This window comes from Vibrio sp. 10N.247.311.13, assembly GCF_041467595.1.
Classification (GTDB): domain Bacteria; phylum Pseudomonadota; class Gammaproteobacteria; order Enterobacterales; family Vibrionaceae; genus Vibrio; species Vibrio crassostreae_C.
The window spans coordinates 19997-46607 of sequence record NZ_JBFSUX010000035.1 but is presented as its reverse complement, the minus strand read 5'-3'; the positions used below and the strand labels follow the sequence as shown (position 1 = coordinate 46607).

The following is a 26611-nucleotide window of genomic DNA, read 5'->3' as shown; positions in this document are numbered from 1 at the left end:
ACTACAACGGTTATCTACAAACCGATGGCTACGCGGCTTATGATGGTCTGCATCAAGTCACCAATGTGGGGTGCTTAGCGCATGCTCGTCGCAAGTTCATGGATGCGAAGAAGCTTCAAGGTAAAGGTAAGTCGGGCAAGGCTGATAAAGCGCTGGCTAAAATCCAAAAACTCTACGGGATAGAATCGCGCTTAAAAGGTGCGCCTGCCCAAGAGCGAAAAGCAGAGCGTCAAGCGTATGCCAAGCCGATACTGGATGAGCTTTACGAATGGATGACAACCCAGAAGGTGATAGGCTCTAGCCCATTAGGTAAAGCGATAAAGTACACGCTCGGGCAGTGGCCTAAACTCATTCGTTATATCGACGATGGTCACTTATCTATCGACAATAATCGCGCTGAGCGCGCAATTAAACCACTGGTCATTGGCAGGAAAAATTGGCTATTCTCCAACACACCAAACGGTGCTGATGCGAGCGCGATGCTTTACAGCATCATCGAGACCGCGAAAGCTAACGGTCTTATCCTCTACGACTACATGGTCAAGTGCATGAAAGAGCTGGCGAAAGAAGAGCCTGATATCGACGCACTCCTACCTTGGAACTTCAAACACTGACAAGTCGCCCCGTGGGTTCATGGGGAGGATACAGTTCATAAGCAAAGGTTCGAGGTCGTTGACTTCACAACCAAGTCTACTAGTCACAAACTTAATTAAGTGAGTATCAAGGTGATCTCAGGTCGCTTGACAGGTAAGTCACAATCTTAATTACAGATTTCCATGAAATTTGCTGTTTGGAATCAGTCCTTGTGGTCACAAACTTAATTATAAGACGACACCAGCTAACCAACAATCCACATATAGACTTTCTATTATCGTTGTTGAATATCTAAGTTTTGGTTCTATTTGTAACGCCAGTAATAAACTTATCTACTTCCGCATAGAACTTGGCCGGATCGTTTTGCACCCAATGGTTTGCGCCCTCAAATGAAACGTTGTCTAACGTACTAATAAACTCTTTCGCACGCTCACAACCCTCTAGGCTGTCAGCACCCCAAAAATATACTTTAGGTATGGATAAGTTTTCGAAAATTTGTCCCCAGCCAACCACGCCACGGATATCTTGAGTCGCATGTTGTCCGTAGATTTCACTGGCGGTTTGACCAAGAACCTCTGGCTCACATCTTCTAACTGACGAAAGATACTTAACACCTGCTCCGTGTCCCCAAGCCATGGGAAAACGTTTTGAGAAACCTTCTCCTTTCACCCAGCTCGCAAACTCGTCAGTGCTTAGTTCAGAATATGTATCTGCAATAATCTGGGATAGGATGATGCTTTCTTCGTGCAGTCCGCCTTCAGCATTAATGAAACCACGCACGATGCCTCTCGTGTCGTATTCACAAATCAACGTCGATGTATCGCCTCCCCAAGAGTGCCCAAGTAGAAAGCAACCATGGATGCTCAATAAGTCGAGTGCTTTCAATATTCGATTTGCTTGAGTTTCTGTTGAGTGGGATATATTCGAAGCAGGAGAATAGCCATAACCACACAGGTCGAACATGACTAAGTTGTAATTCGGTAGCCAGTCAAACACATCGGCAAAACATAAATGCGACTCACCCAACCCATGAATCAACACCAGTGTTTCCTGAGACTCTTTGATATCAGTCGACAAGCAATAAAGCTGATCACCATCGATCTCTAACCACTTTTCTATCAACACATTATCCTCACACTTCTAATCGCAGACTTTGGATTTATCTTAACGAATCCAACACGATAAGAAAGGTTAATTTGGTTAAGTTTTATAAACTTATTGACCTTACTGTAAGGGGAAGGTTTAAGGTCAACTCACGAGCTCAATATAACTAGGAAACGATTATGGGATGTTGCAATAAAGCGCCAAAAGGTGGAGCCCCTCTTGGCTTACTTTTAAAAGTCACGCTTGGAATTGGGTTATTTGTGTTTCTGCTGGCATTGTGGCAATAGGAGAGTTATCCAGCACTAGATTTGAAGCTAAGACGTGGCGGTATATATCAGAGCAACTTGAACTCAATAAATCCAATGCTTGACCCTATACGGTAAGGTGTTTATATTGTCGCCCGCCCAACGGGGCACATCCTAAAATGCACACCGGCCATCCTGCCATCACTGGTGCATTTATATTGGTGTTTTGAACTTCCATGCTAACGAAACTTCGTCCTTTTACTCGTGAATCGGGTGCACTTATGCATCTTTCGGTTCCAATCATTTTGACTCAAATAGCGACCCAAGCGATGGGATTTGTCGATACGACAATGGCTGGCCAAGTAAGCCCTGCCGACCTCGCCGCAATTGCACTCGGCACTAGCCTTTGGATTCCTGTATTGCTGCTACTGCGTGGCGTGATTATGGCGCTAACGCCTGTTGTCGCTTACCACCGTGGCGCACGTGACTTTCAAAGTATCTCTGTTGAATTCTTCCAAATGGTTTGGTTGGCATTAATTGCTAGCGTATTACTCATCGCTTACTTGGTGAGTGCGAAACCGATCTTAGAATGGATTGGGGTTGCCGCTGAGATCATCCCTATCGGCAGTGACTATGCGTTTGCCTTAGCCTTTGGTGTGCCGGGGATTGCCCTGTTCTACACCTTGAATGGTTTCTGTGAAGGTATGAACAACACCAAAGTACCAATGATCATTTCTGTGGTTGGTTTATTGGTGAATATTCCGGTCAACTACGTGCTTATCTACGGTAAATTTGGGTTCCCTGAAATGGGCGCTGTGGGTTGTGGTTGGGCGACAAGCTTGGTTTATTGGTTAATGTCAGGAATGCTGTATTCCTACATTAAAGGTCATCACCATTACAAGACCATCATCAACTTTTCAGATGCGAAGCCAAAAGCAAAAGAAATGCTTCACCTTCTAAGATTAGGTTTACCTATCGGGATGAACATTGCAGTGTGTGGCAGCATCTTTGCGGTAATCGCACTGATGATTGGTCGTATTGGCGCTGAGAACGTAGCAGCCGCACAAATTGCACTCAACATTTCGAGCCTGACTTACGTGATTCCGATGAGTATCTCTTTTGGTATTACGATTCGTGTTGGGCACGCTTTGGGTGAAAAAGATGAACTTGGCGCGATTGAGCGTAGTAAAGTCGGTATCTTAGTTGCAGCGTTAATCTCGTTGCTGTCGGTAGCAATGTTCCTACTGTTCCCTGAATTAATCATTAGGCTTTACACGACAGACCCAGTAATCAGCGCAACGGCAGCAGTGTTATTGACCTTTACTGCGATGTACCAGTTCAGCGATGCATTGCAAACGTCTGCTAACGGCGCACTTCGTGGCTATAAAGATACTAAGATCCCGATGATCTTAGCTATCGCTTCATACTGGGGCTTGGCACTACCACTTGGCATGGTGTTGGGCTTAACAGACCACATTGTTCCAGCAATGGGTGAAGAAGGCTTTTGGATTGGTATTCTAACGGGATTAAGCGTATCAGCTGCATTGATGTTGCTTCGCTTGCGATACGTAATTAAGAAGCGTAACTTGCCACCAGCAAGTGCTCCATTGGCAAACTAAGATAGACCTATAAGCTAATACAAAAAAGCGCGTTATTGCCATTTGGTAATAACGCGCTTTTTTATTGAATTCGAATAAGCTTTAATCTAAATAGAATCGTTTAGCTGCTCTGGTTAACATTCGTCGTTCACTACACGAACGGTACATTCACAGCCGCCCTCAGGACATTCGCTCCCATTCGTTCGACCAAAAGAATCATAGATAACATAACAACCCGAAGGTAAGGCATCATCAGTTATGTTATTGCTGTCAAGGTCAGCTTCACTAAATGAATGAGTGTACCCAACGACAGTGTGTCGATTTCCAACAGCCGATGTTAAATTGTCATCTTCAGATAGCGTCAGAAAATCAATCATATCAAGTTCGTCACCTTCATCCCCCTCACTTTCAGGACATAGCGTTCCCCAGTCGACCTCAACTCGGCCGATACCGAAATCGATCACATAGTTACTTTGGTCATCTGGGTTTTCTGCACTAGGGTTAAGCCCAGCAATAATGGCCTTAGAGGTTACTTGTGTGATCACCCCTTCCATCGCACCCGCAACACCTTCAAGTACCGCTTCTCTCGCTGATTCCTGAATACCAAGGAATCTTGGAGCAGCCGTTACCGCTAGTACTCCGAGTATCACGATCACGATGATTAATTCCATTAAAGTAAATCCGTTTTTCTTCATGACATCCGCATCTTTTGATAACTTAAATATTCGATAACCCAATGAATTACCTATAACTATACACCTCAAATAGGACTCATAGCACTCCACGGCTATCGGTTTTTATAACGCTGGTATGTGGTATTTGTTCCCTTTAGAGGCATCAAAGATAACTGGAAGCGTTGTCACATAAGGTGTCAGCGGGTTTAAATTCGAACAAATACGTGGGGAAACTGAAAGTATCGATGGAAGAAGGTTTAATTGATTTATTTGAACTGAGGCACGCTGCGTATAACCAAAGTTAGACCATTTTTTGACTCGCACTTTGTGTCTCTCTACTTAAGAAAGCAAGAAATGAAATAGAACCCATAAAAAACGCGCTACTACCACGGGTAATAGCGCGTATCTATCAATCGTTGTACGACTATTGCAACATTAGTTCACTGCTTTCACGTAAGGAAGCACTCGGAATCCATCGCGTACTTTTTGGCTTGGAATGTAATGGCGGAAAGCTAAGTTAAACACACCAGAATCGTTCTCTGTTTTGATGTTGTTTACTGCATCATCACCACAACCAAAGCTTACTGTGTAAGTGCCGTCTGCATTTTTCTCAGCCGTGTTTGAGCTAACGTTCGCCACTTCACCAAACATGAAACCTTGCTTGTTGTAGACCGTTACCGACCAAAACGCTTGGTTTTTAGGGTCATCAAAGGTCGCCTGATGACAAGTGTCTGCTAGGAAGTTACCTGAGACTTCGTAAATATTGTCATCTAACTGCGCGCCACCCCAACCGATAGCCGCACCCACTGCGTACTTCTCTTTGGTAAACATCTCTTTTGAAGCATCTTCAGGGCTGGTAAACATACCAAATGTCGCTTGAGCGCCATCTCGCTTAAGTATTGTTGGCATTTCCATCTTAAGGCTCGTCTCTACCTCTTCAAAAGATTTCTCATCCACTTGCATAGCAGTAAACTCGCCATCCGCTTTTGCATCAATGCTCATTTTATCTTGGATTTCATGAACTTCATTTTTCGAGAATGTCGCGTCGGTACGAACAATGACGTAAACGTGATCACCGCTATGAGTAGAAAGATCAAATGTGCCTGAACCGTATTGCATTGGCTGAATGCGGTGATCTTCAGTAATCACTTCCATCGACATGTACTTGCCTTCAGGGATCTCAGGTAACGTGACGGTCGCCCCCTTTGATACATTAATTACTGCCATTGAGTAGTAGGTGTCTCGGTTCATTCGAACCACATCCTGTTCATCTGTTGGCGTTAGCTCGCGTTACGTTCCTCTCTTTGATTAAAACACTTAACGACACCAATAAGTTTAGATCCAGCCGAGAAAGCTGTTGTTCGATAGTCATCATAAGACATGCATCTGAGTAATATCACTCGTTAAATAATTGCACCATTGTGACTAACAAACAAGTCTCTGTTTAAACGATGGCATTTATATCCAACTAAAAAGGCGAACCCATCGCCTTAATCATTTTGTTCGCCAGAATCGTTTAGTCGTTACGAATGGGTGATAACAACTCAGGGTTAACCACCAAATTTCTCACACCGTGGGCGTGATCTTCGTTAAAGTCATTGCCTTCACACCAGCTACCTACTGTCGCGATATTTACTTTCGCGACTTGTGGTCTAACGCTCCATGTTACTTGGAAAGGTGAACCTTGCTCATTATAACCAGGACCCGTTGTAGAGCCTGCGTATTGGATCGCTGAGCCCGTATCTTGTGGGATGTTTGGTGCTTGGTGTAAGCCGTTCACTTTTGAATGTTTAGCGAGCGCTTCAAAGTCGGGTGCTTTGTCGTCATTCACTAATACGTAAACTTGGGTTTCTACACGCAGTTGCGGGTTGGTAATCGCATCGTTAAAACAAGCACCCAGTGTTTCACCCGGTTCAACTTGCGCCGTTGAATAAACATAGTGAACTTCAATGGTGTCACCCGAATGCAAAGAACCATGCTCGCTCGGACAAACCTTGCCCTCAAATGGTTTCAGCTCAGCAGAACTCAGCTTGCCTGTGTATTTAAAGCCACTCTGGAATCCCTTACCATCACCGTTACCAGCGTATTGAGTAAACTCTCCACCTTTATGCTCAGCATTTTTATGGAAGTGAATATTACATAAGTTCATCGCTGTTGAATCAGGGGCATCCGAGAACAGCCTAGTATTTTTACCTTCTAATGAACCCAAATCTCGTGGAGCTTGCGGTCCAAAACCTTGCCCTTGGGTATTTTCAGAAAGCTTCGCTCTTTGTTCTACGATAACTCCATCTGATACAGACTCATGGTTCGCATCTGATGCATTTGCATGAGCTGACAATATCACCATCGCGACACTTAAAAACACACTCTTATTCTTCATTTTTCTTCCCTAGAATATTGATAACTAAACCCAAACCGACTTAACAGCAAACATCTTACTATGCTCATAAGTGAATATAAGGCTTGTCTTTGTAAGATTAGATTTCATTGCTTACTTTGGGATGAGTATTAGAACCCTTGATGCATATAACAAGTCAAACAGGGTAAATTCGGCGAGTCCCTTCCAGAACGAATAATTTCCTATTTACGTTAACCGTCGCCTGACTCAGCGCTCAGATAAGTGAGCACGATTCTTAGGAAGAACGGTGGCCAGATTTAGAAGATCAAAAAAGGCGAACCATCTGGCTCGCCTTCACGTTTCATTCTATCTATTAGGTTGTGGTTCTAAGTTAACGATTTAACCGTTACCGGTGGCAAATATCCCAAACGTCATGACGTTCAATGCATCTGTCACGCCCTCTAGTGATTTAATCACCGTCTTAGTCGGTTTATTATGACGAATAAAATAGCTTCCGATGCCTTTTTCACCGCCACTCTTAGCATCGCTTTCAGTTGTTTCTGTCGCTTCTATTTGAGAAGGCTCCACTGATTCTGGCTCTGCATTGGCGTGAGCTATCGTGTCTTTATTTGAATCAAGGTTAGTGAGTGGTTGATGATTAACGATTGAATCATGGGAAGAATCAACGCTGGTCTCAGCGTTTGTATCCTTTGAAGTCTCGAGATTACTCTCTCCCTCTATACTTTTCGACATAGCGTCTTCGTTGCTCAATGTCTCGTCGTCTAGCTGATGATTACTCGTTGAAGAACAGGCTGTTAAGAAGAACAGGCTAACGATGAATATGAGTAAGTTTCTCATCATAATGATAAAGCACGAATTAATAAAACATTGTTCGATTGTATTTTATTTGGCTGACGACATCCAGTGATAAGCGGAGTAAACACGAACAGTCACGGTCTTGAAGAGTAAACAAAAGCGTACGGGTTTAGTGCTTAAGAATAATAATTCGAGAGCTCAATTAGGTTGCCCGCCGCTTATCATCTGAAAGGTGGTGTCAGTTAGGCTTGGGGATTCACACGCTATAAGCTTAATCTTTACTGGAACACAGTTCAGAGATTCGGTCACACATGGCTTGGTTGACGGCGAAGTGGGTGTTGAGGAATGCTAGTTGGGCAAGTGCCGATTCAGCGGTGCGCTCGTAGCCTTGGGTAAAGGTTGGTAGCAATTGGGCAAACTTAGGGAAGCGTGCTTCTAGCCTTCTATCCGACATAAATTCATCAACGAATTCAGGCTCAGACTGTTCAGTTTGATCCACAAGATCGATCAAACGATCGAGTGCGTAAGATTGAACGAACCGACTGCCCGACAGCTTTTCGCCTCGGTTATAACGAGACATACCCACATAAAGATTGGTTAGAGCCTCACCAATGATCCAATCTTGGGAATTAGTGTCTGTCTCCCCTTTTATTGGTGAAACACAACACTGTGTATCAAATTCATGTTGCTGCCAAACAATACGCCCTTCAGCAAACGGAATGTGCGCTAACTCGTGGGGTTCAAACACTGCAAACTCACAAAAGATTCCGTCAGCGTACAGAACTTTATAGCCATCGACGGTATTTCTCACTGCGTAGTCGATTGAGTGAATATCAGATAGCCAATGCAAACTGTCTAAGAAATACTGCTTGTGCCCTGTTTGCACTATTGCGAAAAAATCGACATCTGAATACTGATCAAGTCGTTCTGTTTCAATACCTACTGAGCCCAATCCCAGCAAAGCATGAGCCTTACCCGATGCTTCCAAAGACTCCCCAATCGCATCTAAACGCTGGAGTAATTTTTCTGGTGTGTTTATGTGTCTTGTCTGCATTGCTCAATCCCTATCAAGTTGAATGCCACTCAACCTAACTGATAGTTAGAACATCTAAGAAACTTAATTTATAAAATGTGTGTTTTGGATAACGATCTGTGCAAGTTATTGTTTGAATTAAGGTGGGATTTAGAGGTGAGAAAGAGTGTGTACAAGCTATAAACAACACTCTTCTATCATGACTTATCTTTTTAGCAGCTCATATTTGCAACAACGTTGACGCCATGCTCACGAAGTTTGCTTTTCTTCCAAGCTCTCGCGTCTGCCGACATATGAACAGAGACAGTAAAGCCCAATTTTGCACTCATGATACCGATCGACATGCCTAGATTACCTGTGGAGCCTACCGCAATGCTGTATTGTTGGAAGAAGTCACGGAATTCAGGTTCGAGCAACTTACTGTAGTCATCGCTCTCACACAGTAACCCGGCTTCAATCGCAAGCTTCTCGGCATGCGCTAGTACTTCATAAATACCACCGCGAGCTTTGATTGAGCCTGAAATTGGCAAATGGCTGTCTTTTTTCATCATCAAACGCCCTTTTATAGGCTGCTGATAATGTGCTCCCAATGCTGATTTCATAGATGGAATGTCAATAAGCTCAGACTCGATGATGCCATTGGTCGCTTGAGTTTCAGGAAACGCCTTGGCTAGATAAGGAGCAAACCTTTGTAGCCTCATGCTCGCATCGTGAATATCTTGTTCGCCTAATCCCACATAAAGCAAACCGCGCTCCAGAGTCGTCACATTTGGGTTAAACCAAACCACTTCTTCCAATGCAATCAATTGTTGAAGCAGTGGGAAGTCCGAGATGAGCTTGTCGATATTTAATACAGTCATGGGTGACTTTTCTGGCTAAGCGCGTACTGCGCAGGTTCAATCATTAGTAAACCTATTTAAACGGTATTTGTGTAATCATTCAATGATCTGTAGGCTAGCCTGTCTTCTCATAAGCAAACAGTAGAACAACCTATGAGCGCCTCTCTTCGTAATAGCATTTTCGTGATGTTAGGGATTCTATTCCTAGCACTTAACCTTCGTGGGCCTTTTACGAGCTTGGCTCCTGTGCTTTCTCAGGTTATGGAAGGCCTCAACCTTACGTCATCGGCTGCAGGCTTCTTAACAGCTTTGCCACTGTTAACTTTTGCCTTATTCTCACCATTAGTCACCAAGATATCCCAACGAATTGGTCTAGAGCCTAGCCTGTTATTAGGCTTAGTTCTGATCACTACGGGTATTACACTGCGCTCTGCTGGGTTAACCCCAACCTTGTATATCGGCACGGTGATGATCGGGCTTGGTATCGCGATTGGTAATGTGTTGTTGCCTGTAGTAGTGAAAGTTAGCTTCCCGACACGCATCGCTACTGTGACTTCTCTGTACATCTTTACGATGGGCATCGGTTCGACGTTAGGCTCAAGTTTGATGGTGCCGTTTTCAAATCTAACCTTATTTACGATCACGGGTTGGCAATTAGCGCTGTTAATGAACTTGGTATTTCCAATATTAGCTTTGATGATCTGGTTGCCTAAAATCAGAAAACGCTCATCTTCGGCCAGCAATAACAAGCAACAAGACAAACCTCTGCCGATGAAACAGATGATTAAAAGCGGCGTAGCGTGGCAAGTAACGTTAGCGCTTGGGCTTAACTCATTTACCTTCTACTCTTTGGCTGGCTGGTTGCCACAGATATTGAACGATCTTGGCTACAGCGAAATCGACGCGGGCTACATTTATGGATTTCTGCAATTTTCGACTATGGTTCCGGGGCTGCTGTTACTGCCGTTCTTAGCCAAAAGTGACAATCAACAATGGCTCATCACTCTATGTGCATCGAGTGTATTTGTTGGATTGATTGGTCTTCTGTATTTGCCTGAGTTTGCGATCTTTTGGGTGGGACTGTTTGGATTAGCCAACTGCTCGACATTTATTATCGCGCTCTCTTTTGTTGGCTTGCGTACATCGAATAGCAGCCAAGCCGCATCATTGTCGGGTATGGCTCAGGGAATCGGTTATGCGTTGGCAGCCACTGGTCCAACGCTGGTGGGTAAGCTTCATGCTCAGACAGATTCTTGGAGTGTGCCGATTCTGTTGATCGCATCTGTTGCCTTTGCGTGCACGATTTTCGCGGCATTGGCAGCACGAGATAAGAAAGTGAGCGTTTAAGCCAAACATAATGACTATGGCGTCGCGACTCTATGGCTGACAACGGTTTTGATGTATTCACTTGGCGACAAACCAAATTTGCCTTTAAAGCGCTGACTAAAACGCCCTTCCGATTGGTAACCGCAAGACTGAGCCAACATCGCCACATTCTGCTGTCCGTTTTGCATCAGATAAAGCGCGTGACTCAAGCGAACTTCAGCCAGTACCTCTCGATATTGCATGCCTTCCAGTTTGAGCTTCCGAATCAATGTGGCTCGGCTCATCGCAAAACGCTCCGCCACCGACTCTAATGGATGTTTCTCATCTGGTGAATGTGAAAGGTAATGGCTGAGCTTTTGGCTAAACGAGACGTTGGCACTGACAAACAATAGATGCAACACCCCTTTTTCAGCTAATTGCTGGTACAAGCCCTGCAACCAAAACTGTTGAGTCTCTTTGCTCATGCTCTGTGTATCAAAAGAGAACAGAGCATTGAGTGAGTCTTGTAAGTTTCGATCCACTTTTACTGTAGGCAGTCCCAGATCATTCGACCGTTCCTCACTTAAATCAAGCATCGCCTGAGAAGGTTGGAATTGAAAGCTGAACACTCGCGACAAGAAACGCCCTTTGTGGGGCATGTTCTCAAAACTTAGTGAAGCTGATGCCTCACAAAACAACAGCTCAGAATGTGAGAGCTCTGCCGCTGAATCTTTCCAAAACAGGCGCTTACTGCCTGTAATAATCTGAATGATACTAGGGGATAGAATCCTCACATTACGCAGTTTTTGTAACTGCTCTGCACGAAAGATCGTCACTTGATATTGATGATTCATCTCATCCCCTTGTTTACTTATTATGTACGTGTATAAGCTTTAACGTACATAAGCTATTAACGTGTATAAGTTGCGGTCAGTTTAGCTTTGTCTAAAGCCATGCTGTTCAACGTGAATCCAACCACAGCCGACGGCGTATTTTCGTCGAGGTTAAGTTTGTCCGTTGGTAATGCCCAAACCGTGAACTGGTAACGGTGCATACCATCTTTTTCTGGAGGACAAACGCCACCGTAGCCAACTGTACCGTAATCAATGCGACCTTCTTTGCCACCGACTTTAGAGATGTCGACACCGCGAGGTAGCTCGTTCACAGTTGCAGGGATATCAAACGCAACCCAATGCCAGAAGCCACTTTCAGTCGGTGCATCTGGATCATAAGCTGTGATAGCAAAGCTTTTGGTACCTGCTGGTGCATCTTTCCACATCAATTGTGGTGATTGATTATCGCCGTCACAACCCCAACTAGAGTATTCAAAAGTCTTTGCCATTGGGTGACCTTCTTGAATATTGTTGCTGGTTAATTCGAACGCATGAGCAGAGCCTGTAGCCAAAATACTGATTGCCAATACTGATTTGATGATGAGTTTCATGATGGTTCCTCTTATTAGGTATGAGCCCAGTATAGTCCCCTCATTTCGCCCAATAATGACAGTAAGTACACAATTATCTATTTTATTTCAAATAAATGATACTTACTGTATTTGTACTTTATTATTTAAAAGCATGACCCACTCGACAATTTGTTGTTAAAAGAACACTTGTTGACATTCAGGTTACAAATCGCGCCCAAAACTCTTTAGACTCGCCCCACGACTTTTAACGAGAATGATTGGATGCGCAGGTTTACATTAGCTCTTTGCTTGATCTTTTGGCTCCCAACCCTAGTCAATGCCCAAAGTTTGCAAGATAAGTGGCAAACTCTGTATCAACTGAGCTGGCAATCATCCCCACTCTTAGTATCTCAACAAGAGTTGGCTCAGTATCCGAAAGTTCTGCTTCATGAACGTAGCCGCTATCCTGATTTCAACCAATTCAGTTGGGACGACATCGCAGCGTTAGCGTCAATACAAGATCACTGCCGGGCGATTGAAAGCAATAACCCTTCATTAGATGACGCCATCGAGTTTGAGCTCGCTTTGTGTCAGCAACAAGCATTGGATTCCATTTGGTTTGCAGCACACTCCAAACGACACCCTGCAGGTGGCAGTTTTGCTGATCGTTATTTAGTCGCTTACCCAGATGTGACCGAGCAGATACGCCCATTTTTGAGTCTTACCAACCCTCAGCACCCTTTATATAGCAAGCTAGAAAACCTAAGTGCACAAGGCAGAGAAGCACTGCTCAGTGGATACCGAGCTTGGCAACAGGACGATGTGCTTTGGTTAAGTGGCGAGCAAGGCTGGAAAGCCATTCCCTTAGATGTTTGGCAACCTATTGCAGAGCGGCAAGAGGTATCTTTGACGGGTGAAACCTGTACTTTTCGTTACAGCAACATGTGCTTAAGCGAGCCTAGCAATGACAATCTGATCATGAAAACCTTGATCTTTACATTGCTGTTAACGTTGCTTTCCGGACTCGGTAGAGTCTTATACCTAAGAACAAAACAACGAAAAGAGAGGCAGTTCGTTTTACAGCTTCTTACTCATGAACTGCGCACGCCAATTACTAGCCTAGGTCTAACCGTCGAGATGTTTAGAAATCGCTACGATGACTTTTCTGATGAAACTCAAAATGCGGTTTGGCGTTTAATCTCTGACTATCAAAGGCTCTCTCAACTCACCGAAAACAGCAAAGTGTATCTAAGTTCGGATCAGTCGGAGCCTTTATTAAAGCAGAACGCATCCTTAGAAGAGTGGCTCGATCATGTATGTGAAAAGCACAATATCGAGTATCAATGTGATTCAAGTGATGCTGAACTTAACCTACCGTATTACTGGCTAACCATCTGCTTAGATAACTTGATTAAGAACGCTAAACAGCACGGTATAGGTGAGGTTTTGGTCAAGGTAGAACTCGCTGATAAGCTCAGGATTGAGGTGCAAGACGAAGGTCACTTCCCTTCTTTTCTGCAACGGTTTGTATCTCGAGCAACACCGAATATCAATCACAGACAAGACAACATGGGCATTGGCCTGACTATTGTCGAGCACTTGATGAAGCAAGCGAATGGCCGCCTCATTATTCTTCGTAACCCAACCCGATGTATTTTGGAAATTGCTTATGAACACCCTACTGCTGATTGAAGACGACCAACTGCTTGGACAAGGCCTCGTCAGCTTCTTTGAATCCAATGGTTACCAATGCCTTTGGGCGAAGGATTCAGAGAATGCCAGTAAGAAATGGTTTCGAGCCGATCTTGTGATACTGGATCGACAGCTTGAAGATGGGGACAGCTTGCAACACCTTCCAAACTGGTTGCTCCTCAAAGCGCTGCCTGTGATTGTGTTGACCGCTAAAGTAGAAGTTCAACAACGTGTTGAAGGTTTAATGGCGGGTGCCAAAGACTATGTGACTAAACCATTTTCGAACGACGAATTACTCGCTCGAGTCATTACCCAGCTACGTCCGTTAGGGGTGAGCCAACTAAATTACGCCAACATTGAAGTCCGCTTGTCTGAACGAACCGCTTATTTGGATGAAAGCCCGATCACGTTAAAACCTAAAGAGTTCCAGTTATTGGTCTTGTTTGTTCAGAACCAAAGTCGTGTGTTTCATCGTGATGAGTTACTCAATAAGATTTGGGGTTATCAAGCCTTTCCAAGTACCCGAACCGTGGATAATCACATACTGCGCTTGCGCCAGAAGCTGCCAACCCTAAAGATCGAAACACATCGCGGCGTTGGTTATCGCTTAGCTGGGGAATCATAATGAGAGTCACTTCGTTAATCGCATTGATCTGCGCTTTGCCGTTTGCGTGTCACGCCGCTTGGTTTACCAACACGCCATTACAGCATACGTATCAATCTCTGCTTGATGAACAACCTCAAGTCGCGTGGCAAGAGCTTCAAATCGCAGTCAATCAACAAACACTTGATAGCGAGCTTTGGTTGCCAGTTAAACAAGAGATACTGAGTCAAACTCAATGCGGAACTTCACTAAGACAAGACACTGAGACGAAACATCACATTCAAGTCAGCTTCATTCGACGCTACGGCCTGTCGTCGCACGGTTATCAAATCAAAGTCGCTGCAGAACGACTCAGTGAAGGCATGAAAACCCAAACTATGTCTTTGATATCACCTAAAGGCAAAGTCCTTCTAGATGGACAACTCGCTTCTAACACTGAGTATCAAGAGATTGAGACCAGTGAAATGTTTATCAAACCCGAATCTGGTGTTTATCAACTAAAGATAGGTTCAAACCACTATCCTATTGTTGTCGCTTTAGACAACAGCAAGCGATGGTTAACACTCGAAAGTAAACTCAGCGAACCACATATCGTGATCACGCCACCGAAGGTGATCGACAACTGCCCTAACGCCAATGTGAGTTGGCAATGGTTTGATGATAACTACAACCTGTTAGGCTACAAAGTGCCAATCAAGACAGCGCAAGCACCCGTTCCCACAGAAAGCCCGCTAGGGACTAATGCTAAACATTTGAGTGCCTCGGTTGAAATGTTTGAATACCAAGGCGCGATTGAAGTCCAATATGTGCAGCGTGTCGCCGTGCCTTTCTAATGGAAAACCACTAAAGCCAAACAGAAAATAGAGACATATAGGTGACAAAGCACTAGCGCTACTTAGGTGTAATAACCGTAGTTACCCTTTACGGAATCTAAATATGCTCAGCGTACGTCACCCACTCAATCTTTCTAATTTTGCCATTGTGGCTTTAACAACAGCTTGTCTGTTTTCATCCAACGCACAAGCGAGCCAAATAACGCTCACCAGTAACAACAATACCGTCGCTACCTCATCGAATACTTTAGAGGTCGATTGGAACGGCTTAAGCGTTAACAGTGCTGCTCTCACCGTTGATAGCCAACCACAGAAAGCGACCAATCTGGTCATTGGCTTTTCCGATAAAGCTGACTCAGCAAAAATCGCCACTTGGACCTTAGTACCCAGTGGAATAAACGTTAAGGCAGAGCTTAATCAAGACCAGCTCACTTTTCAGTTCAGCTTACCTTCAAATATACAGGTGAAACGAAACAAACCCATCGAATTGGCGTGGTTTGATCTTGCCGAACAACAAACTCAGACACTATTTCTTCCGTTTAGTGAAGGTATGCGCGTGCCTACTGACAACAAGCTTTGGGCAAGTTATCTCGTCGGTAACCATTCTGGAAGTAACACTACTCAAGACTTGAAGATGCCTTTTTGGACAGTACGGCAAAACAATCATTTCATTAGCTATCAAATGGTTAATGCAACCAACAATCAACTGCTCTTTTCAGATGCATCCTCTAATGCTTCCTCAAATACAAAAACCAAAATTGATATGAAGGCAGCACACCAATTTACGATGCTCAATCAGTCACAACCTTTTCTTGTTCGTATCACCCTCGGAGACTCGTGGTTAGATGGTGCCAAACAATACCGAGATTGGCGCATCAATAATGACCAGTCTGAAACGCTTGTAGCAAAGCAAAAGCGCAATCCAGATGTGACTAAGTTGATCGGCGCGAGCCACGTTTACCTATTTGGCAAAGACCCATTAAGCATCCAAGATGTGAGTGACTGGTGGGGATTGAAAACATGGTATCTAGAGGGCTCTAAACTCAGTGTTTCTGCGGAAGCGAAAAGAGAGCTATCGTCACTCTCCAAGGGGAAAGATTGGTTCAGTCAGTACCACAAACAACTATTGTTGGACTCTATTAGCCAGTCATTGCAGGTGTTATATCCTGTTGGTAATCCGACACTCGAAGACAACACGATTAAAGCGCAATATAAAGCAGCACAGGATAAGAAGAACTGGTTGCTAGAGCACGCTTCCCCTTACCTAAACTCGTCAGAGACTTGGGGACAAGCGCTGTCTTCAGACATGGTCGCTAATCTAAATAAGGTAGGCTTAAACAAACTGTGGCTTGGATTCGATAATTGGATGCCAGAATTCTATCAACCTAACGCCGTGGCTATGGCAAAACAGTCCGGATATCTGGTCGGTACTTACGATTCCTACAACACAGCCATTCCTGCGAAGCTCAATGACAACTGGCTAACCGCTCAATTACCAGAGCCGATGCGTCAGAGTTGTGCCATTGAACTGGCAGATGGCAACCTAAAAAAAGGGTTTCGCGGTAACGGATTCTATCTAAATCCGAATTGCCATTTAGAATACGTAAAACAGCGTGCCCAAGACATTATGAGATTCGGCAACTTCAACAGCTTGTTCTTAGATGTTGATGCAACCGCCATGGCACGTGAAGATTACAGCGGCTCTATAGATAGTCATAGCAACAGTAATGGCAATGGCAATGGCAATGGCAATGGCAATGGCAATACAAACGAATCAGACATGCTTTCTGCGTTCAACAACCGAATGAAGTGGCTTAGCGAGCAACCTTCGTTAGTATTAGGCTCTGAAGACGGCAACAGCCTAACAACAAAAGGCATCGCGTTTGCACACGGCTTAGAAACGGTTGGTTTTGGATGGACAGACAAAGACATGAAAGAGAACCGCCAATCTCCCTATTACTTAGGTCGTTGGTACCCAGACCACAAGCCTGACTTCTTCTTTAAGCCGGCCGAGGTTAAAGAGCCCTACAGGTCGCTACTATTTTCGCCACAATATCGAATTCCACTTTACCAAGCCGTTTTCCATGATGAAGTAATCAATACGCACCATTGGCATTCAGACAGCCTTAAGTTCACTAATGTACAAGCAGAACGTGACTTAACCGCCATGCTGTACAACACACCACCGATGGTTCACTTGACCAGAGATGAAGCTTTATCAAGTTCAAGCCAGAGAATCAAAGCACTCAAACACTATCAAGATGGCTTCGAACCAATGCACGAACAGTTATGGGATAAACAGTTAGTCGATTCCGAATGGTTAGATAAGAGCGGCGATGTTCAACAAACTGAGTTCAGTGACGGGAGTAAGATCATTGCCAATTTTTCAGATCAAACCTTTCATCAGAGAGGCCTTAAAGTCTCGCCGAGCGCTATAAAAGCCGTATTGAGCAACGGACAAACGTTAGAGTGGAAATCAGAGCCTAACTAGTTTGAACGTGCCGTTTTTAAGCCTCACCTTATTCACTATTACGGGTTAGCAGGTAGTGTTGTTAACGAGCAAAAATCCACACCTTTGACACTCAGGTACCAATCCCAATCGACACCTAATTCTCTCTATTTTTGTACAAGAAAATTGGGTGCCGACCACAATTTCAAACACAGATGTTTTCACATAAATCTCAAAAGTGATATCAATGCTTATATTGAATGATAATAATACAAAAGAGATATTTTTGATGAAAAAGACCCTACTCACTTGCTGTGCCCTTCTTGCCTTTTCTTCTTCGGCAATCGCTAATGTTCAGTTTTCGAATCCAGAAGGAGCTTTAGGCGAACCTTCTAATTACTCTCAATACCAAAATGTTTTGTCAGTTTCTGAACTTCAAATTTCAGATCCAAACGGAAAGAAAGGCAACAAAGACTATTTTGCGCTCGATAATAACTACGACGGCATTGTGAACAACAACTTCTATGTCGACAAAGAAAGTGAAGCGCTAGTCTTTACCATGAAGAATGACCATCTGCGCAACGAGCTACGCGTTCAGGAAAACTTCCGCACAGACTTAACAAATGAAACATACACATTAAGTTCGGAGGTGGAGATCATAAAACCTGAAGAGTCGATGAAGAACTCAGACTCTAAGCAAGACGAGATTACATTCCTACAAGTACATAACAAAGGCTTAGATGATCTTGGTACTCACAATGTCCCTCACCCTTTGCTTCGTGTTGTATGGAAACGTGACAATAATGGTATTGAAGGGCATTTCTGGGCAATCATTAAAAACAACGCTGTAATTTGTAAAGGATCGTTCGGCAAGAACAACCAAGACAAGGAAATGTGCAAATCAGACGTAGCATATTCTCAGTATGATTTAGGCAAAGCACCACAAGGCAAACCAACAGCATTTGATTTAATCGTGGGTGATAAGAAACTTATTGTTGACGTAAACGGTGAACGTAAAGTTGAGCAGGATATTGACTACTGGCGTCACCTATTAAGCTACTTCAAAGCTGGCGTATACAACCAATTTACGAATGGACAAAGTGAAGCTCACTTCTACAAGCTAGAGTACACAGAGAAAAAGAGCTAGTTCGGTACTTAGCCTACAACTACATTAGCAATCAGAAAAAAACGAACTTGTTAACAAGTTCGTTTTTCTCTTTTCAATGTTATTGGTCATTGTCAATGAATTACAACTAATCAACAGTTAGGCAGCCGATTCCTTCTGTTGCTCCCAATACAATATGCCTTTATTTCGTTATTTGATTGGCTCTATTTTGAAAAGCAGTCAGTAGATAGTCGATAAAGACCTTCTTACGTTTCGGCATCAACTGCCTGTCTGCATACACTAGGCTTACTGAAACTTCCGGCATCTCATATTCAGGTAGCAAACGAATCAACTTGCCTGTCTTGAAGTGCTCACGACAAATGAATTCAGGAAGCACCGCCAAGCCGAGCCCATCCACACACGCTCTTAGGCATGCCGTGATGGTATTCACCCGTAACTGACACGGCAGATCGATCAAAATCGACTCACCGCCTTCTAATTGTAAATGCCACTTGGGTAGACGCGCGGCCTTGTTCACCACCTCAATCATTCTGAATGGCGGTTCAAGATCATCGGGTGAAGAGACGTCATCGAACTGCTCTAAATACTCAGGGCTGGCTGCCAATACACGCTTTGATGTTGTGAGGTAGCGAGAAACCAAGCTCGAGTCCACTAGCTCACCAATTTGTGCGTAAAGATCGATACCCTCCGCAATGATGTCGACTTCTCGATTCGACAGTTCTAAGTTCAAAGTCACGTTTGGGTGCTCTTTTAGGAAGCTGTGGATGTATTTGGCTAATACTTGATGCCCCAATTCGACAGGCAACACAACATTCAACTGCCCTCGGATCAAATCCTGATTGGCTGAAACCTCTAGCTCAGCTTGGTTCATGATCTCTTGCATCTGCATGCTCGACTGATAAAAGCGCTCACCCTCTGGCGTTAAGACTAAACTTCGTGTCGAACGAGTGATCAACCTCACACCTAGATGCTGTTCCAGCTCGTCTAGCTTTCGGCTGACGGTCGACTTGGTCATGTTCAATGCTTCAGCTGCGTGCGTGAAACTCCCACAATCAACAACTTGTGTAAAAACAGTCACAGCATTTAAGTCCATCGTACTTCTCCCAAAGCGCCATTAGTTAGATTTTTGCAACAGTGTTTCCCTTTTTTCCTATCTTATCAATCAATCGAATTCATTTACAATTCGTTACATCTAAATAAAAACAAAATGAGAAAGAAAAAATGACAGAGAACAACAACGCTTCGCAAACAGTAAGCACAAAAAAACGTAAAAAAGCTCCGCTTATTGCTACTGCGATCATGCTGTCATTGGGTTTAGCCGGTGCTGGATACTGGTACGGCTATGGCCAGTACTTTGAATCTACCGACAATGCCTACCTACAAGGCGACATCACGAATATTAGCCCTAAGGTCTCTGGCTATATTGTTAAGTCTTATGTGAGTGATAACCAATCGGTTAAAGAAGGTGATTTGCTGGTTCAAATCGATGACCGTGATTACCAGTCAGCACTCGCTCAAGCAAACGCCCATTTAAGCGTCGTGCAATCAGACGTCAAAAATCTAGTGGCACAACAAACGTTACAACGTAGCAAGATCAATCAAGCAGAAAGCCGCGTTGATTCTGCACAAGCTGAATACGAACGCGCGATTCAACAAGTGGTACGTTCTCGTAGCTTACTAAAGCGTAACTACGCGTCTCAAGATGAAGTCGATAGCATGGTTGCACAACAAAAAGTAACTCAGGCAGATTTAGAAGAAGCAAAAGCAAACCTCGTTGCAACCAATGACCAATTAACCGTTATCGCTAGTGAGATTGAGCAAGCAAATGCATCCGTGACCGAAGCTCAAGCCCAGAGAGATCAAGCACAGCTTAACCTTGATTACACCAAAATTTACGCGCCAGCAGATGGCGTGATTGGTAAACGCAGCGTACGTGAAGGCTTGCTGATTCAAGCAGGCGCACCACTGATGAGCTTGGTACCAAACAACCAAGTGTGGATTGAAGCCAACTTCAAAGAGACACAGCTAAGTGGTATTCACAAAGGTCAGACGGTTGAAGTAGAGCTGGATGCGTTCCCGGGGCAGCCTCTTGAAGGTGTGGTAGACAGTTTCTCCCCTGCGACTGGCGCTAAATTTGCGCTCCTACCACCAGAAAACGCGACCGGTAACTTCACTAAAATCGTTCAACGTGTACCGGTTAAAATTACTATTCCAGATCAGCAAGAGTTGAAAGGTCGACTGCTTCCTGGTTTGTCTGTGGTAGCGACCATCGATAAACGAGGCTAGACCATGAGTAACGCTGGTGTTGTCACCCAAACAAATGATGATGACGAGGTTTCGAGACGCCATTGGATCGCCCTATTTGGCGGCTTGATTGGCGCGTTTATGGCGATCTTGGATATTCAGATCACCAACTCGTCTCTCAAAGATATTCAAGGTGCGCTATCAGCCACCTTGGATGAAAGCTCGTGGATCTCTACGTCTTACCTAGTCGCAGAGATGATCGCTATCCCACTCAGTGGTTGGCTTTCTAAAGCGCTCGGTAAACGCCGTTATATCACGTGGACGACAGCCATTTTCACCATTTCATCTTTGTTGTGTTCGTTCTCTTGGAACATGACCTCGATGATCGTTTTCCGCGCGATGCAAGGCTTCAGTGGTGGTGCTCTAATCCCGCTTGCTTTCTCGCTGGTGATTCAGTTATTGCCGGTCAACAAGCGTGCTGTGGGTATGGCACTGTTTGGTGTAACCGCGACCTTTGCTCCATCGATTGGCCCTACCTTTGGTGGCTGGCTGACGGAGAACTTCTCGTGGCACTATATTTTCTACATCAATATTCCGCCAGCTTTGCTTGTGATCACCATGATCCGATATGGCTTGGACGATGAAAAGCTCGACCTTGGCACGCTGAAAAAAGCCGATTGGTTTGGTATCGCCACCATGGCATTAGGGCTAGGTTGTTTGGAAGTGGTGTTAGAAGAAGGTAACCGTGAAGAGTGGTTCAGTTCGAGCTTTATTATTGGCTTGAGTATCGTGTCGGCGGTGAGTTTGGTTTACTTCGTGATAAACGAACTCCAACACAAGAAGCCATTGGTTAACCTGCGGCTATTGCGGGATGGGCAATTTGCGATGTCTTGTATCGCCTATTTGATTCTAGGAATGGCATTGCTCGGCTCTATCTATGTTCTACCGATGTATCTCACTCAAATTCAGCAATATAACGCGATGGAAATTGGTGAAGTGCTAATGTGGATGGGTTTCCCACAGCTTCTGATATTCCCAATTGTGCCAAAGCTAACACAGATCATTAAGCCTAAGTACTTGGTTACCTTTGGCTTCGCGATGTTCGGTTTTAGTTGTTACGTAAATACACACATGACAATCGATTTTGGCGGGCAACAGCTGATTTTATCTATGGTTCTGCGTGCTATTGGTAGTCCGTTCATCATGGTTCCGCTGTCTTTGGTTGCCATGAAGAACATCAGCAAAATGGACACGCCAGACGCATCAACGTTAACCAACGTAATGCGGAACTTAGGGGGCGCTTTCAGCATCGCGATTATCGCTACGCTATTGGATAACAAAACCCGTGAGCACTTAGCACACATCAAGGAGTCGCTACCTTCAGTGAGTCAACTTGGTTGGCAGACGCTTCAGCAACAACAAGCGTTTTTCATTCAGTCAGGAAGTGATGCCGCAACTGCGATGCAACAAGCACAAGCAAGTTTGCTCGGCACAATGCAACGTGACGCAGCCATCATGGCTTACAACGATGTGTTCTTAATGATGACGGCGTTCTTGGCTCTAGCGGCAGTATTGATTCTAAACATGCGTGATTAACGCTAGAGTTTCGGTAAATAAAACTTCAAGCAAAGAACAACATTTCGAATAAAAACTCGAACAATAAAACAGAGAGGTGAGCTTATCGGCTTGCCTCTTTTTTATTTCTAAAACACGTATAACCCCACTAAAATCAGGTAAAAGTCACCTGCGTTTGAAGGCTTTCATAAATGTTATCTAATACTCTTTAATTACCAATAGTTTATTGAGTGTTTGTATGTGATATAGGCACCTTGACAATGTGCAACTTGACACCTAAATTAAAAAATAACATTTGGTATTAAGGAAAATGGATTTGACCTTACCAACAGACCTTCGAATTTTGATCGTCGACGACTCTAAAAGCGCAACAATACTTATTAAGCAGCAACTGGCTAGTTTGGGAGTTTCGCGCGACTGTATTTTTATTGCGACCGACTATCGAAAAGCCATTAAAGCGGTCGAGACACACTCTTTTCATGTACTCCTCATTGACTACCACTTAGAACAGTCTTTTACTGGCTTTGAGCTGTTGGGCATTCTGTATCGAAACCGCCTCATCGATCATACTGTGGCGACAATCTTGCTCTCTGGGGATATGCGTCAGGAAACAGTATTAACCGCCCTTTCAGGTGAAGCACACCACTTCGTTTCTAAACCGATTAATACTCAAACGTTGGGTAAAAAGATCCAAAGTGCCGTGTCCGTTTCAAAGAAACTCACCCAACTGAATGATTTGTATCCCATTGCCAGTCAAGAGAGATTAGCTCAAGCTTTGGCGATCTCCCCTAATGGTACTAGCGTTCAGTTCGAAGCGACATTGATTGAACATTTAATTGCAGGTAAGAAATGGCAGTTACTCTCTAGCGTCATTAACAACTCCAAAACCAACATGCACCCAACCAAATTGGTGGCTGAGGCGCTGATTCTCGACAGCTTAGGCAAGCCAAATTTAGCCATAGATAAGCTCCACAATTTTCTAATAGCACAGCCACTCTCATTGAGCGTGATTGACTGCTTAAGCTGTATCTATGAAAAACATAAAATGCTGCTGCCTGCTCTTAAATTAGCGATTCGTGCATTTGAGATGACTCCCAGCATCAGCCATCGTGCAATCAGGGCCATCGACTTAGCTGAGAACGCAGATAACACACATATGATCATAAAGTTAGGTGAGATGTATGCAACCCACATTTCAGCTGCTGACATTGATGTCATCCATTCCATTGGTGCGCACTTTAATTCCTTAAAAGCAACGTATCAGCGCGAGACGCAACTAAAGTACAAACGTATTTTGCTTGAGCACGCCAACCAATTCACCGAGTTGGTAAACCTGAAACTTCCGGTAAAACAACAGCAGCAAGTTTTGGCCAGCCTTGCCCTATTTCAGAGCAGCATATTGCTCATCGAAAATAGCCCTCAGATTGCCCACAAAAAAGTGATTAGAGCTTCGACACTGTTAGCGAACAATTTCCACAGCCAACCGACTTATTTGCTCACTCAGTTATTACCCATGCTCGCCCACTTTGGTGAGTACTCTCTTTATCATTTAACAGTGGAATGTCTCAAATCTCGTGGAGAAGCCATAAATCACCAACTTGAGTCCAAAAATGTCGACCCTTCAACGTGTATAAACATTGAAAATTTGGGTTCGATCCAAGAAATAAAGGACTACATTCACAGTTACCCATATTCAGTTGCCGCCAAACTTGACTATATATACGCCGTCAATAAAGCTCATATAGATGAGAAACTTAGCGACGACTATCTAGAAGAAATATTACAGTTAGAACTTCCTCCAAAATGGAATCAATGGATTAGTGATTCATCAAGGTATGGTTTTTCCACTAAGCCGCCTAGCCCATTTTCAACATTCAGCCGACAGGAGTCCACATGCTAGACTTTGATGCTTTAAACGCCTATTTAGACAATGACAGAGACGTCATTTACGCCGTTTTGTCTACATATCAAGAAGACCATGGCAATTCGCTACAAGAGATCGAAGAGTTGGTTCAACAACAAGATTGGGGCAAGCTTCATTTTACCGTGCACACCTTAAAAGGCATTTTAGCCAGCTTTGGTGAAGAAACGGCCACAGTTGCATTGGAAAGAGTAGAACAAAACACACTCAATAAGCTTGCGCCGCAAGATGATGATCTTTCGGTTATCTACAGCGAAATGAAGATCATTAATCAACAAATCGATGAGGTTCTTAGCACTTATTAGTCGATAGAATTAAAACGTGCATGGCGATACTTAACAGCCGACACAGCTAAAAGAGTTGAGGTGCTTGGAAACATTGAACCTCGACTCTTAACATTTTTCTCATCATTTCTCCTCTCAATTATAGTTCTAACTCACACCCATAAATTCACGTCACTTATATAGATAAACCGATGTATAACACATGCTTTATAAACTATCCGTCTTAATGTTTTAAACGAAAAACCAACACACTTGATGAGATGCAAAATAGTTAAATATTTGTAGATCTTTTTGTGACATAAACATACGAAATTGCATTTTATTTATTGGTAAAGAAGAAATTGTTATCTACACTCTAATGAAACCAAGCGTTAATCACTTGGTGGCATAATAAAAAAACTAAAACGTTCAGTCGGCTAGATAAGGACAAGGAAATGAACAACGATAGTTTTGCTGCGTTTCAGGGGCTCACGGATGAAACACCCATTACCGAATCATTTTCTACCAGTGCAGACCCTTATGCTCATTATCTGAAAGATATTGTTGGCATTGATCTGCTGTCGCGTGAAGATGAGGTGTATTACGCAAAATTGAATCGCGCGGGTGATAAAAAAGCGCGTGATGTCATGATCGAATCAAACCTGCGCCTTGTTGTGAAAATCGCAAAGAGTTACCTAAAACGTAAAGGCAATAATTTCACCCTGCTCGACCTGATCGAGGAAGGCAACATTGGCTTGATTAAGGCCATCGACAAATACGATCCAGAACCAGGCTATCGTTTTTCAACCTATGCTGTTTGGTGGATCCGCGAAAACATTGAAGCCGCACTCATGAACACGGGTCGAACCGTTCGATTGCCAGCCCACGTGTGTAAAGAAATAAACAGCCTCGCCTCAAAAAAGCTCGATGCAAGCAAAAAAATGAGTAAAGAGGTTTCAATTTCTGAGCTATCAGACAGTTCAGGTGTAAAGGCCGAACGCGTCGATCAACTGGTGGCGTTAAGCGGGTTTATTGACGTGACGACAACGGTTGGAACTAGCCATGCGCCTATGGTGCTTGATCAATGCGAAAGTGAATATATCCCAGACCCTCAACAAGATTGTGAGGATCAATCCTTTACCCAAGCTCTAGAACAAATCATCTATACACTTCCTCCAAAATTACAAAAGGTGCTCATCCACCGTTTTGGTTTCTTTGATAACAAGGTGAAAACGCTGTCTGAGGTCGGACAAATGTTGGATGTGAATGTTTCTAATGAACGTGTTAGACAAATGCAGAAAGAAGCGGTCGAAAGAATTCAAAAACGACTCAAATTTGATGGTTGGGTGTAAGTCGTAGCCCAGTTGAGAATTAGTTGAAAATAACGTTAAGCCAAAACAAAGACCTTTAGGGTGAGCCTCCAAGCTTGCCCTTTTTGTTTGCTGATTCGTTAGAAAAATAAAAAAATCGTAAGCACACGAACCCTAAGTCGCTAATGCCTAATGCCTAATGAAAAATGACAAATGCCACACCATTAACTTACCTTAAAGAAGTGACTCGCTCACTGCGCAAAATGAGATAATTGATATAAGTGGTTTCAAGACAATCTTGTTCCCACACTGATAAAATCCGTTTAGCCGCAAAATAATAATCTTTGTTTCTCAACAACATCCCAACGGTGCGGCTAAGCTTTTCAAATCGAACGTGATCGCTCGCAGAGATGTAGTCATCGTCACTTTCAATAATGGGCGCTAAACCATCAGCAAACCAATTATTCAATATTTCTCGCATCTCTAATTCAGACTCAGGCACATCCACACTCGACAACTCTCGATGTTGAGGCGGTGGCACTATGTACTTCGACGCTTGCGGTGAACTGACATAACGATACATGTCGTCCCTCCTGTCTAACGGACCCTTCTAATAATTAAGGACATATTTACCTGTTCTCAA

22 protein-coding genes and 2 pseudogenes are annotated in these 26611 nt (G+C 43.8%); 13 read left to right on the top strand and 11 right to left on the bottom strand.

Annotated features, from left to right (window positions below):
* Positions 1-614: IS66 family transposase (tnpC, locus tag AB6E52_RS14725; protein ID WP_372189959.1), on the top strand; the 614-nt coding region annotated here is incomplete at its 5' end.
* Between the two features lie 271 nt (positions 615-885).
* On the opposite strand, the gene AB6E52_RS14720 is transcribed toward tnpC, so the two are convergent.
* Entirely contained in the window at positions 886-1719 is an 834-nt protein-coding gene (locus AB6E52_RS14720) for an alpha/beta fold hydrolase (protein ID WP_102320437.1), read from the bottom strand.
* Between the two features lie 460 nt (positions 1720-2179).
* On the opposite strand from AB6E52_RS14720, the gene AB6E52_RS14715 reads away from it, so the two are divergent.
* On the top strand, positions 2180-3562 hold the full coding sequence (locus AB6E52_RS14715) for an MATE family efflux transporter (RefSeq protein ID WP_102320436.1): 1383 nt from the start codon (positions 2180-2182) through the stop codon (positions 3560-3562).
* Between the two features lie 113 nt (positions 3563-3675).
* On the opposite strand, the gene AB6E52_RS14710 is transcribed toward AB6E52_RS14715, so the two are convergent.
* From AB6E52_RS14710 to AB6E52_RS14685, 6 genes and pseudogenes are all read right to left on the bottom strand, one after another.
* Positions 3676-4236, bottom strand: coding sequence for a type II secretion system protein (locus AB6E52_RS14710; protein ID WP_102320435.1), 561 nt, complete (start codon positions 4234-4236; stop codon positions 3676-3678).
* 414 nt (positions 4237-4650) lie between these two features.
* A pseudogene (locus tag AB6E52_RS14705) lies at positions 4651-5505 on the bottom strand (DUF1214 domain-containing protein); the annotation flags it as partial.
* Between the two features lie 226 nt (positions 5506-5731).
* The gene (locus AB6E52_RS14700) at positions 5732-6595 is read right to left on the bottom strand and encodes a delta-class carbonic anhydrase (RefSeq protein ID WP_102320433.1); all 864 of its coding nucleotides are present in this window, start codon (positions 6593-6595) and stop codon (positions 5732-5734) included.
* Between the two features lie 357 nt (positions 6596-6952).
* Positions 6953-7414: a hypothetical protein gene (locus AB6E52_RS14695; protein ID WP_029235242.1), complete on the bottom strand. Its 462-nt coding sequence runs from the start codon at positions 7412-7414 to the stop codon at positions 6953-6955.
* A 226-nt stretch (positions 7415-7640) separates the two neighbouring features.
* On the bottom strand, positions 7641-8423 hold the full coding sequence (locus tag AB6E52_RS14690; RefSeq protein ID WP_102320432.1) for a hypothetical protein: 783 nt from the start codon (positions 8421-8423) through the stop codon (positions 7641-7643).
* A 209-nt stretch (positions 8424-8632) separates the two neighbouring features.
* Positions 8633-9262, bottom strand: a pseudogene (locus AB6E52_RS14685) (D-serine ammonia-lyase); the annotation flags it as partial.
* A 132-nt stretch (positions 9263-9394) separates the two neighbouring features.
* Here AB6E52_RS14685 and AB6E52_RS14680 point away from each other — a divergent pair.
* The gene (locus AB6E52_RS14680) at positions 9395-10588 is read left to right on the top strand and encodes a CynX/NimT family MFS transporter (RefSeq protein WP_102320431.1); all 1194 of its coding nucleotides are present in this window, start codon (positions 9395-9397) and stop codon (positions 10586-10588) included.
* A gap of 14 nt (positions 10589-10602) precedes the next feature.
* Here AB6E52_RS14680 and AB6E52_RS14675 read toward each other — a convergent pair whose 3' ends face one another.
* Together AB6E52_RS14675 and AB6E52_RS14670 are read right to left on the bottom strand one after the other, a co-directional pair.
* Positions 10603-11400, bottom strand: coding sequence for a helix-turn-helix transcriptional regulator (locus tag AB6E52_RS14675; RefSeq protein WP_102320430.1), 798 nt, complete (start codon positions 11398-11400; stop codon positions 10603-10605).
* Positions 11401-11456: 56 nt separating this feature from the next.
* On the bottom strand, positions 11457-11990 hold the full coding sequence (locus AB6E52_RS14670; protein WP_102320429.1) for a YbhB/YbcL family Raf kinase inhibitor-like protein: 534 nt from the start codon (positions 11988-11990) through the stop codon (positions 11457-11459).
* Positions 11991-12233: 243 nt separating this feature from the next.
* On the opposite strand from AB6E52_RS14670, the gene AB6E52_RS14665 reads away from it, so the two are divergent.
* The 5 genes from AB6E52_RS14665 (at position 12234) to AB6E52_RS14645 (ending at position 18676) form a co-directional block, all read left to right on the top strand.
* Positions 12234-13643, top strand: a complete 1410-nt coding sequence (locus AB6E52_RS14665) for a DUF3404 domain-containing protein (protein ID WP_102320428.1) — start codon at positions 12234-12236, stop codon at positions 13641-13643.
* A complete protein-coding gene (locus AB6E52_RS14660) occupies positions 13621-14268 on the top strand; it encodes a response regulator transcription factor (RefSeq protein WP_102320427.1) in 648 nt (215 codons plus the stop codon). The genes AB6E52_RS14665 and AB6E52_RS14660 overlap by 23 nt, the downstream gene beginning before the upstream one ends.
* Positions 14268-15080 carry a DUF2861 family protein gene (locus AB6E52_RS14655; RefSeq protein WP_102320426.1) on the top strand — a complete coding sequence of 271 codons (813 nt, stop codon included), beginning with the start codon at positions 14268-14270 and terminating at the stop codon, positions 15078-15080. The genes AB6E52_RS14660 and AB6E52_RS14655 overlap by 1 nt, the downstream gene beginning before the upstream one ends.
* Before the next feature lie 103 nt (positions 15081-15183).
* A complete protein-coding gene (locus AB6E52_RS14650; protein WP_102320425.1) occupies positions 15184-17571 on the top strand; it encodes a glycoside hydrolase in 2388 nt (795 codons plus the stop codon).
* Positions 17572-17818: 247 nt separating this feature from the next.
* Positions 17819-18676, top strand: coding sequence for a polysaccharide lyase family 7 protein (locus tag AB6E52_RS14645; protein WP_102320424.1), 858 nt, complete (start codon positions 17819-17821; stop codon positions 18674-18676).
* Positions 18677-18836: 160 nt separating this feature from the next.
* Here AB6E52_RS14645 and AB6E52_RS14640 read toward each other — a convergent pair whose 3' ends face one another.
* A complete protein-coding gene (locus tag AB6E52_RS14640) occupies positions 18837-19748 on the bottom strand; it encodes a LysR family transcriptional regulator (protein WP_102320423.1) in 912 nt (303 codons plus the stop codon).
* 128 nt (positions 19749-19876) lie between these two features.
* Here AB6E52_RS14640 and AB6E52_RS14635 point away from each other — a divergent pair, with 128 nt between their 5' ends.
* From AB6E52_RS14635 to AB6E52_RS14615, 5 genes are all read left to right on the top strand, one after another.
* Positions 19877-20941, top strand: coding sequence for an HlyD family secretion protein (locus AB6E52_RS14635; RefSeq protein ID WP_017072190.1), 1065 nt, complete (start codon positions 19877-19879; stop codon positions 20939-20941).
* A 3-nt stretch (positions 20942-20944) separates the two neighbouring features.
* Entirely contained in the window at positions 20945-22495 is a 1551-nt protein-coding gene (locus AB6E52_RS14630; protein WP_017060506.1) for a DHA2 family efflux MFS transporter permease subunit, read from the top strand.
* A gap of 289 nt (positions 22496-22784) precedes the next feature.
* Complete coding sequence (locus AB6E52_RS14625) at positions 22785-24374, top strand: response regulator (protein ID WP_017064673.1); 1590 nt, start codon at positions 22785-22787, stop codon at positions 24372-24374.
* Positions 24368-24700 (top strand): Hpt domain-containing protein, encoded by a 333-nt coding sequence (locus AB6E52_RS14620; RefSeq protein WP_017060508.1) that lies wholly within the window; start codon positions 24368-24370, stop codon positions 24698-24700. Before AB6E52_RS14625 ends, AB6E52_RS14620 begins: the two co-directional genes overlap by 7 nt.
* A gap of 413 nt (positions 24701-25113) precedes the next feature.
* Entirely contained in the window at positions 25114-26010 is an 897-nt protein-coding gene (locus AB6E52_RS14615) for an RNA polymerase sigma factor RpoD/SigA (protein ID WP_017060509.1), read from the top strand.
* 187 nt (positions 26011-26197) lie between these two features.
* On the opposite strand, the gene AB6E52_RS14610 is transcribed toward AB6E52_RS14615, so the two are convergent.
* Positions 26198-26551, bottom strand: coding sequence for a hypothetical protein (locus AB6E52_RS14610; RefSeq protein ID WP_017060510.1), 354 nt, complete (start codon positions 26549-26551; stop codon positions 26198-26200).
* Between the last annotated feature and the right edge of the window lie 60 nt (positions 26552-26611).

What these genes read in the sequence shown, in the direction of transcription:
- AB6E52_RS14715 (WP_102320436.1), top strand. Translation starts at nt 2,180, where the DNA reads ATGCTAACGAAACTTCGTCCTTTTACTCGTGAATCGGGTGCACTTATG.
- AB6E52_RS14710 (WP_102320435.1), bottom strand. Translation starts at nt 4,236, where the DNA reads ATGAAGAAAAACGGATTTACTTTAATGGAATTAATCATCGTGATCGTG.
- AB6E52_RS14700 (WP_102320433.1), bottom strand. Translation starts at nt 6,595, where the DNA reads ATGAAGAATAAGAGTGTGTTTTTAAGTGTCGCGATGGTGATATTGTCA.
- AB6E52_RS14695 (WP_029235242.1), bottom strand. Translation starts at nt 7,414, where the DNA reads ATGATGAGAAACTTACTCATATTCATCGTTAGCCTGTTCTTCTTAACA.
- AB6E52_RS14690 (WP_102320432.1), bottom strand. Translation starts at nt 8,423, where the DNA reads ATGCAGACAAGACACATAAACACACCAGAAAAATTACTCCAGCGTTTA.
- AB6E52_RS14680 (WP_102320431.1), top strand. Translation starts at nt 9,395, where the DNA reads ATGAGCGCCTCTCTTCGTAATAGCATTTTCGTGATGTTAGGGATTCTA.
- AB6E52_RS14675 (WP_102320430.1), bottom strand. Translation starts at nt 11,400, where the DNA reads ATGAATCATCAATATCAAGTGACGATCTTTCGTGCAGAGCAGTTACAA.
- AB6E52_RS14670 (WP_102320429.1), bottom strand. Translation starts at nt 11,990, where the DNA reads ATGAAACTCATCATCAAATCAGTATTGGCAATCAGTATTTTGGCTACA.
- AB6E52_RS14665 (WP_102320428.1), top strand. Translation starts at nt 12,234, where the DNA reads ATGCGCAGGTTTACATTAGCTCTTTGCTTGATCTTTTGGCTCCCAACC.
- AB6E52_RS14660 (WP_102320427.1), top strand. Translation starts at nt 13,621, where the DNA reads ATGAACACCCTACTGCTGATTGAAGACGACCAACTGCTTGGACAAGGC.
- AB6E52_RS14655 (WP_102320426.1), top strand. Translation starts at nt 14,268, where the DNA reads ATGAGAGTCACTTCGTTAATCGCATTGATCTGCGCTTTGCCGTTTGCG.
- AB6E52_RS14650 (WP_102320425.1), top strand. Translation starts at nt 15,184, where the DNA reads ATGCTCAGCGTACGTCACCCACTCAATCTTTCTAATTTTGCCATTGTG.
- AB6E52_RS14645 (WP_102320424.1), top strand. Translation starts at nt 17,819, where the DNA reads ATGAAAAAGACCCTACTCACTTGCTGTGCCCTTCTTGCCTTTTCTTCT.
- AB6E52_RS14640 (WP_102320423.1), bottom strand. Translation starts at nt 19,748, where the DNA reads ATGGACTTAAATGCTGTGACTGTTTTTACACAAGTTGTTGATTGTGGG.
- AB6E52_RS14635 (WP_017072190.1), top strand. Translation starts at nt 19,877, where the DNA reads ATGACAGAGAACAACAACGCTTCGCAAACAGTAAGCACAAAAAAACGT.
- AB6E52_RS14630 (WP_017060506.1), top strand. Translation starts at nt 20,945, where the DNA reads ATGAGTAACGCTGGTGTTGTCACCCAAACAAATGATGATGACGAGGTT.
- AB6E52_RS14625 (WP_017064673.1), top strand. Translation starts at nt 22,785, where the DNA reads ATGGATTTGACCTTACCAACAGACCTTCGAATTTTGATCGTCGACGAC.
- AB6E52_RS14620 (WP_017060508.1), top strand. Translation starts at nt 24,368, where the DNA reads ATGCTAGACTTTGATGCTTTAAACGCCTATTTAGACAATGACAGAGAC.
- AB6E52_RS14615 (WP_017060509.1), top strand. Translation starts at nt 25,114, where the DNA reads ATGAACAACGATAGTTTTGCTGCGTTTCAGGGGCTCACGGATGAAACA.
- AB6E52_RS14610 (WP_017060510.1), bottom strand. Translation starts at nt 26,551, where the DNA reads ATGTATCGTTATGTCAGTTCACCGCAAGCGTCGAAGTACATAGTGCCA.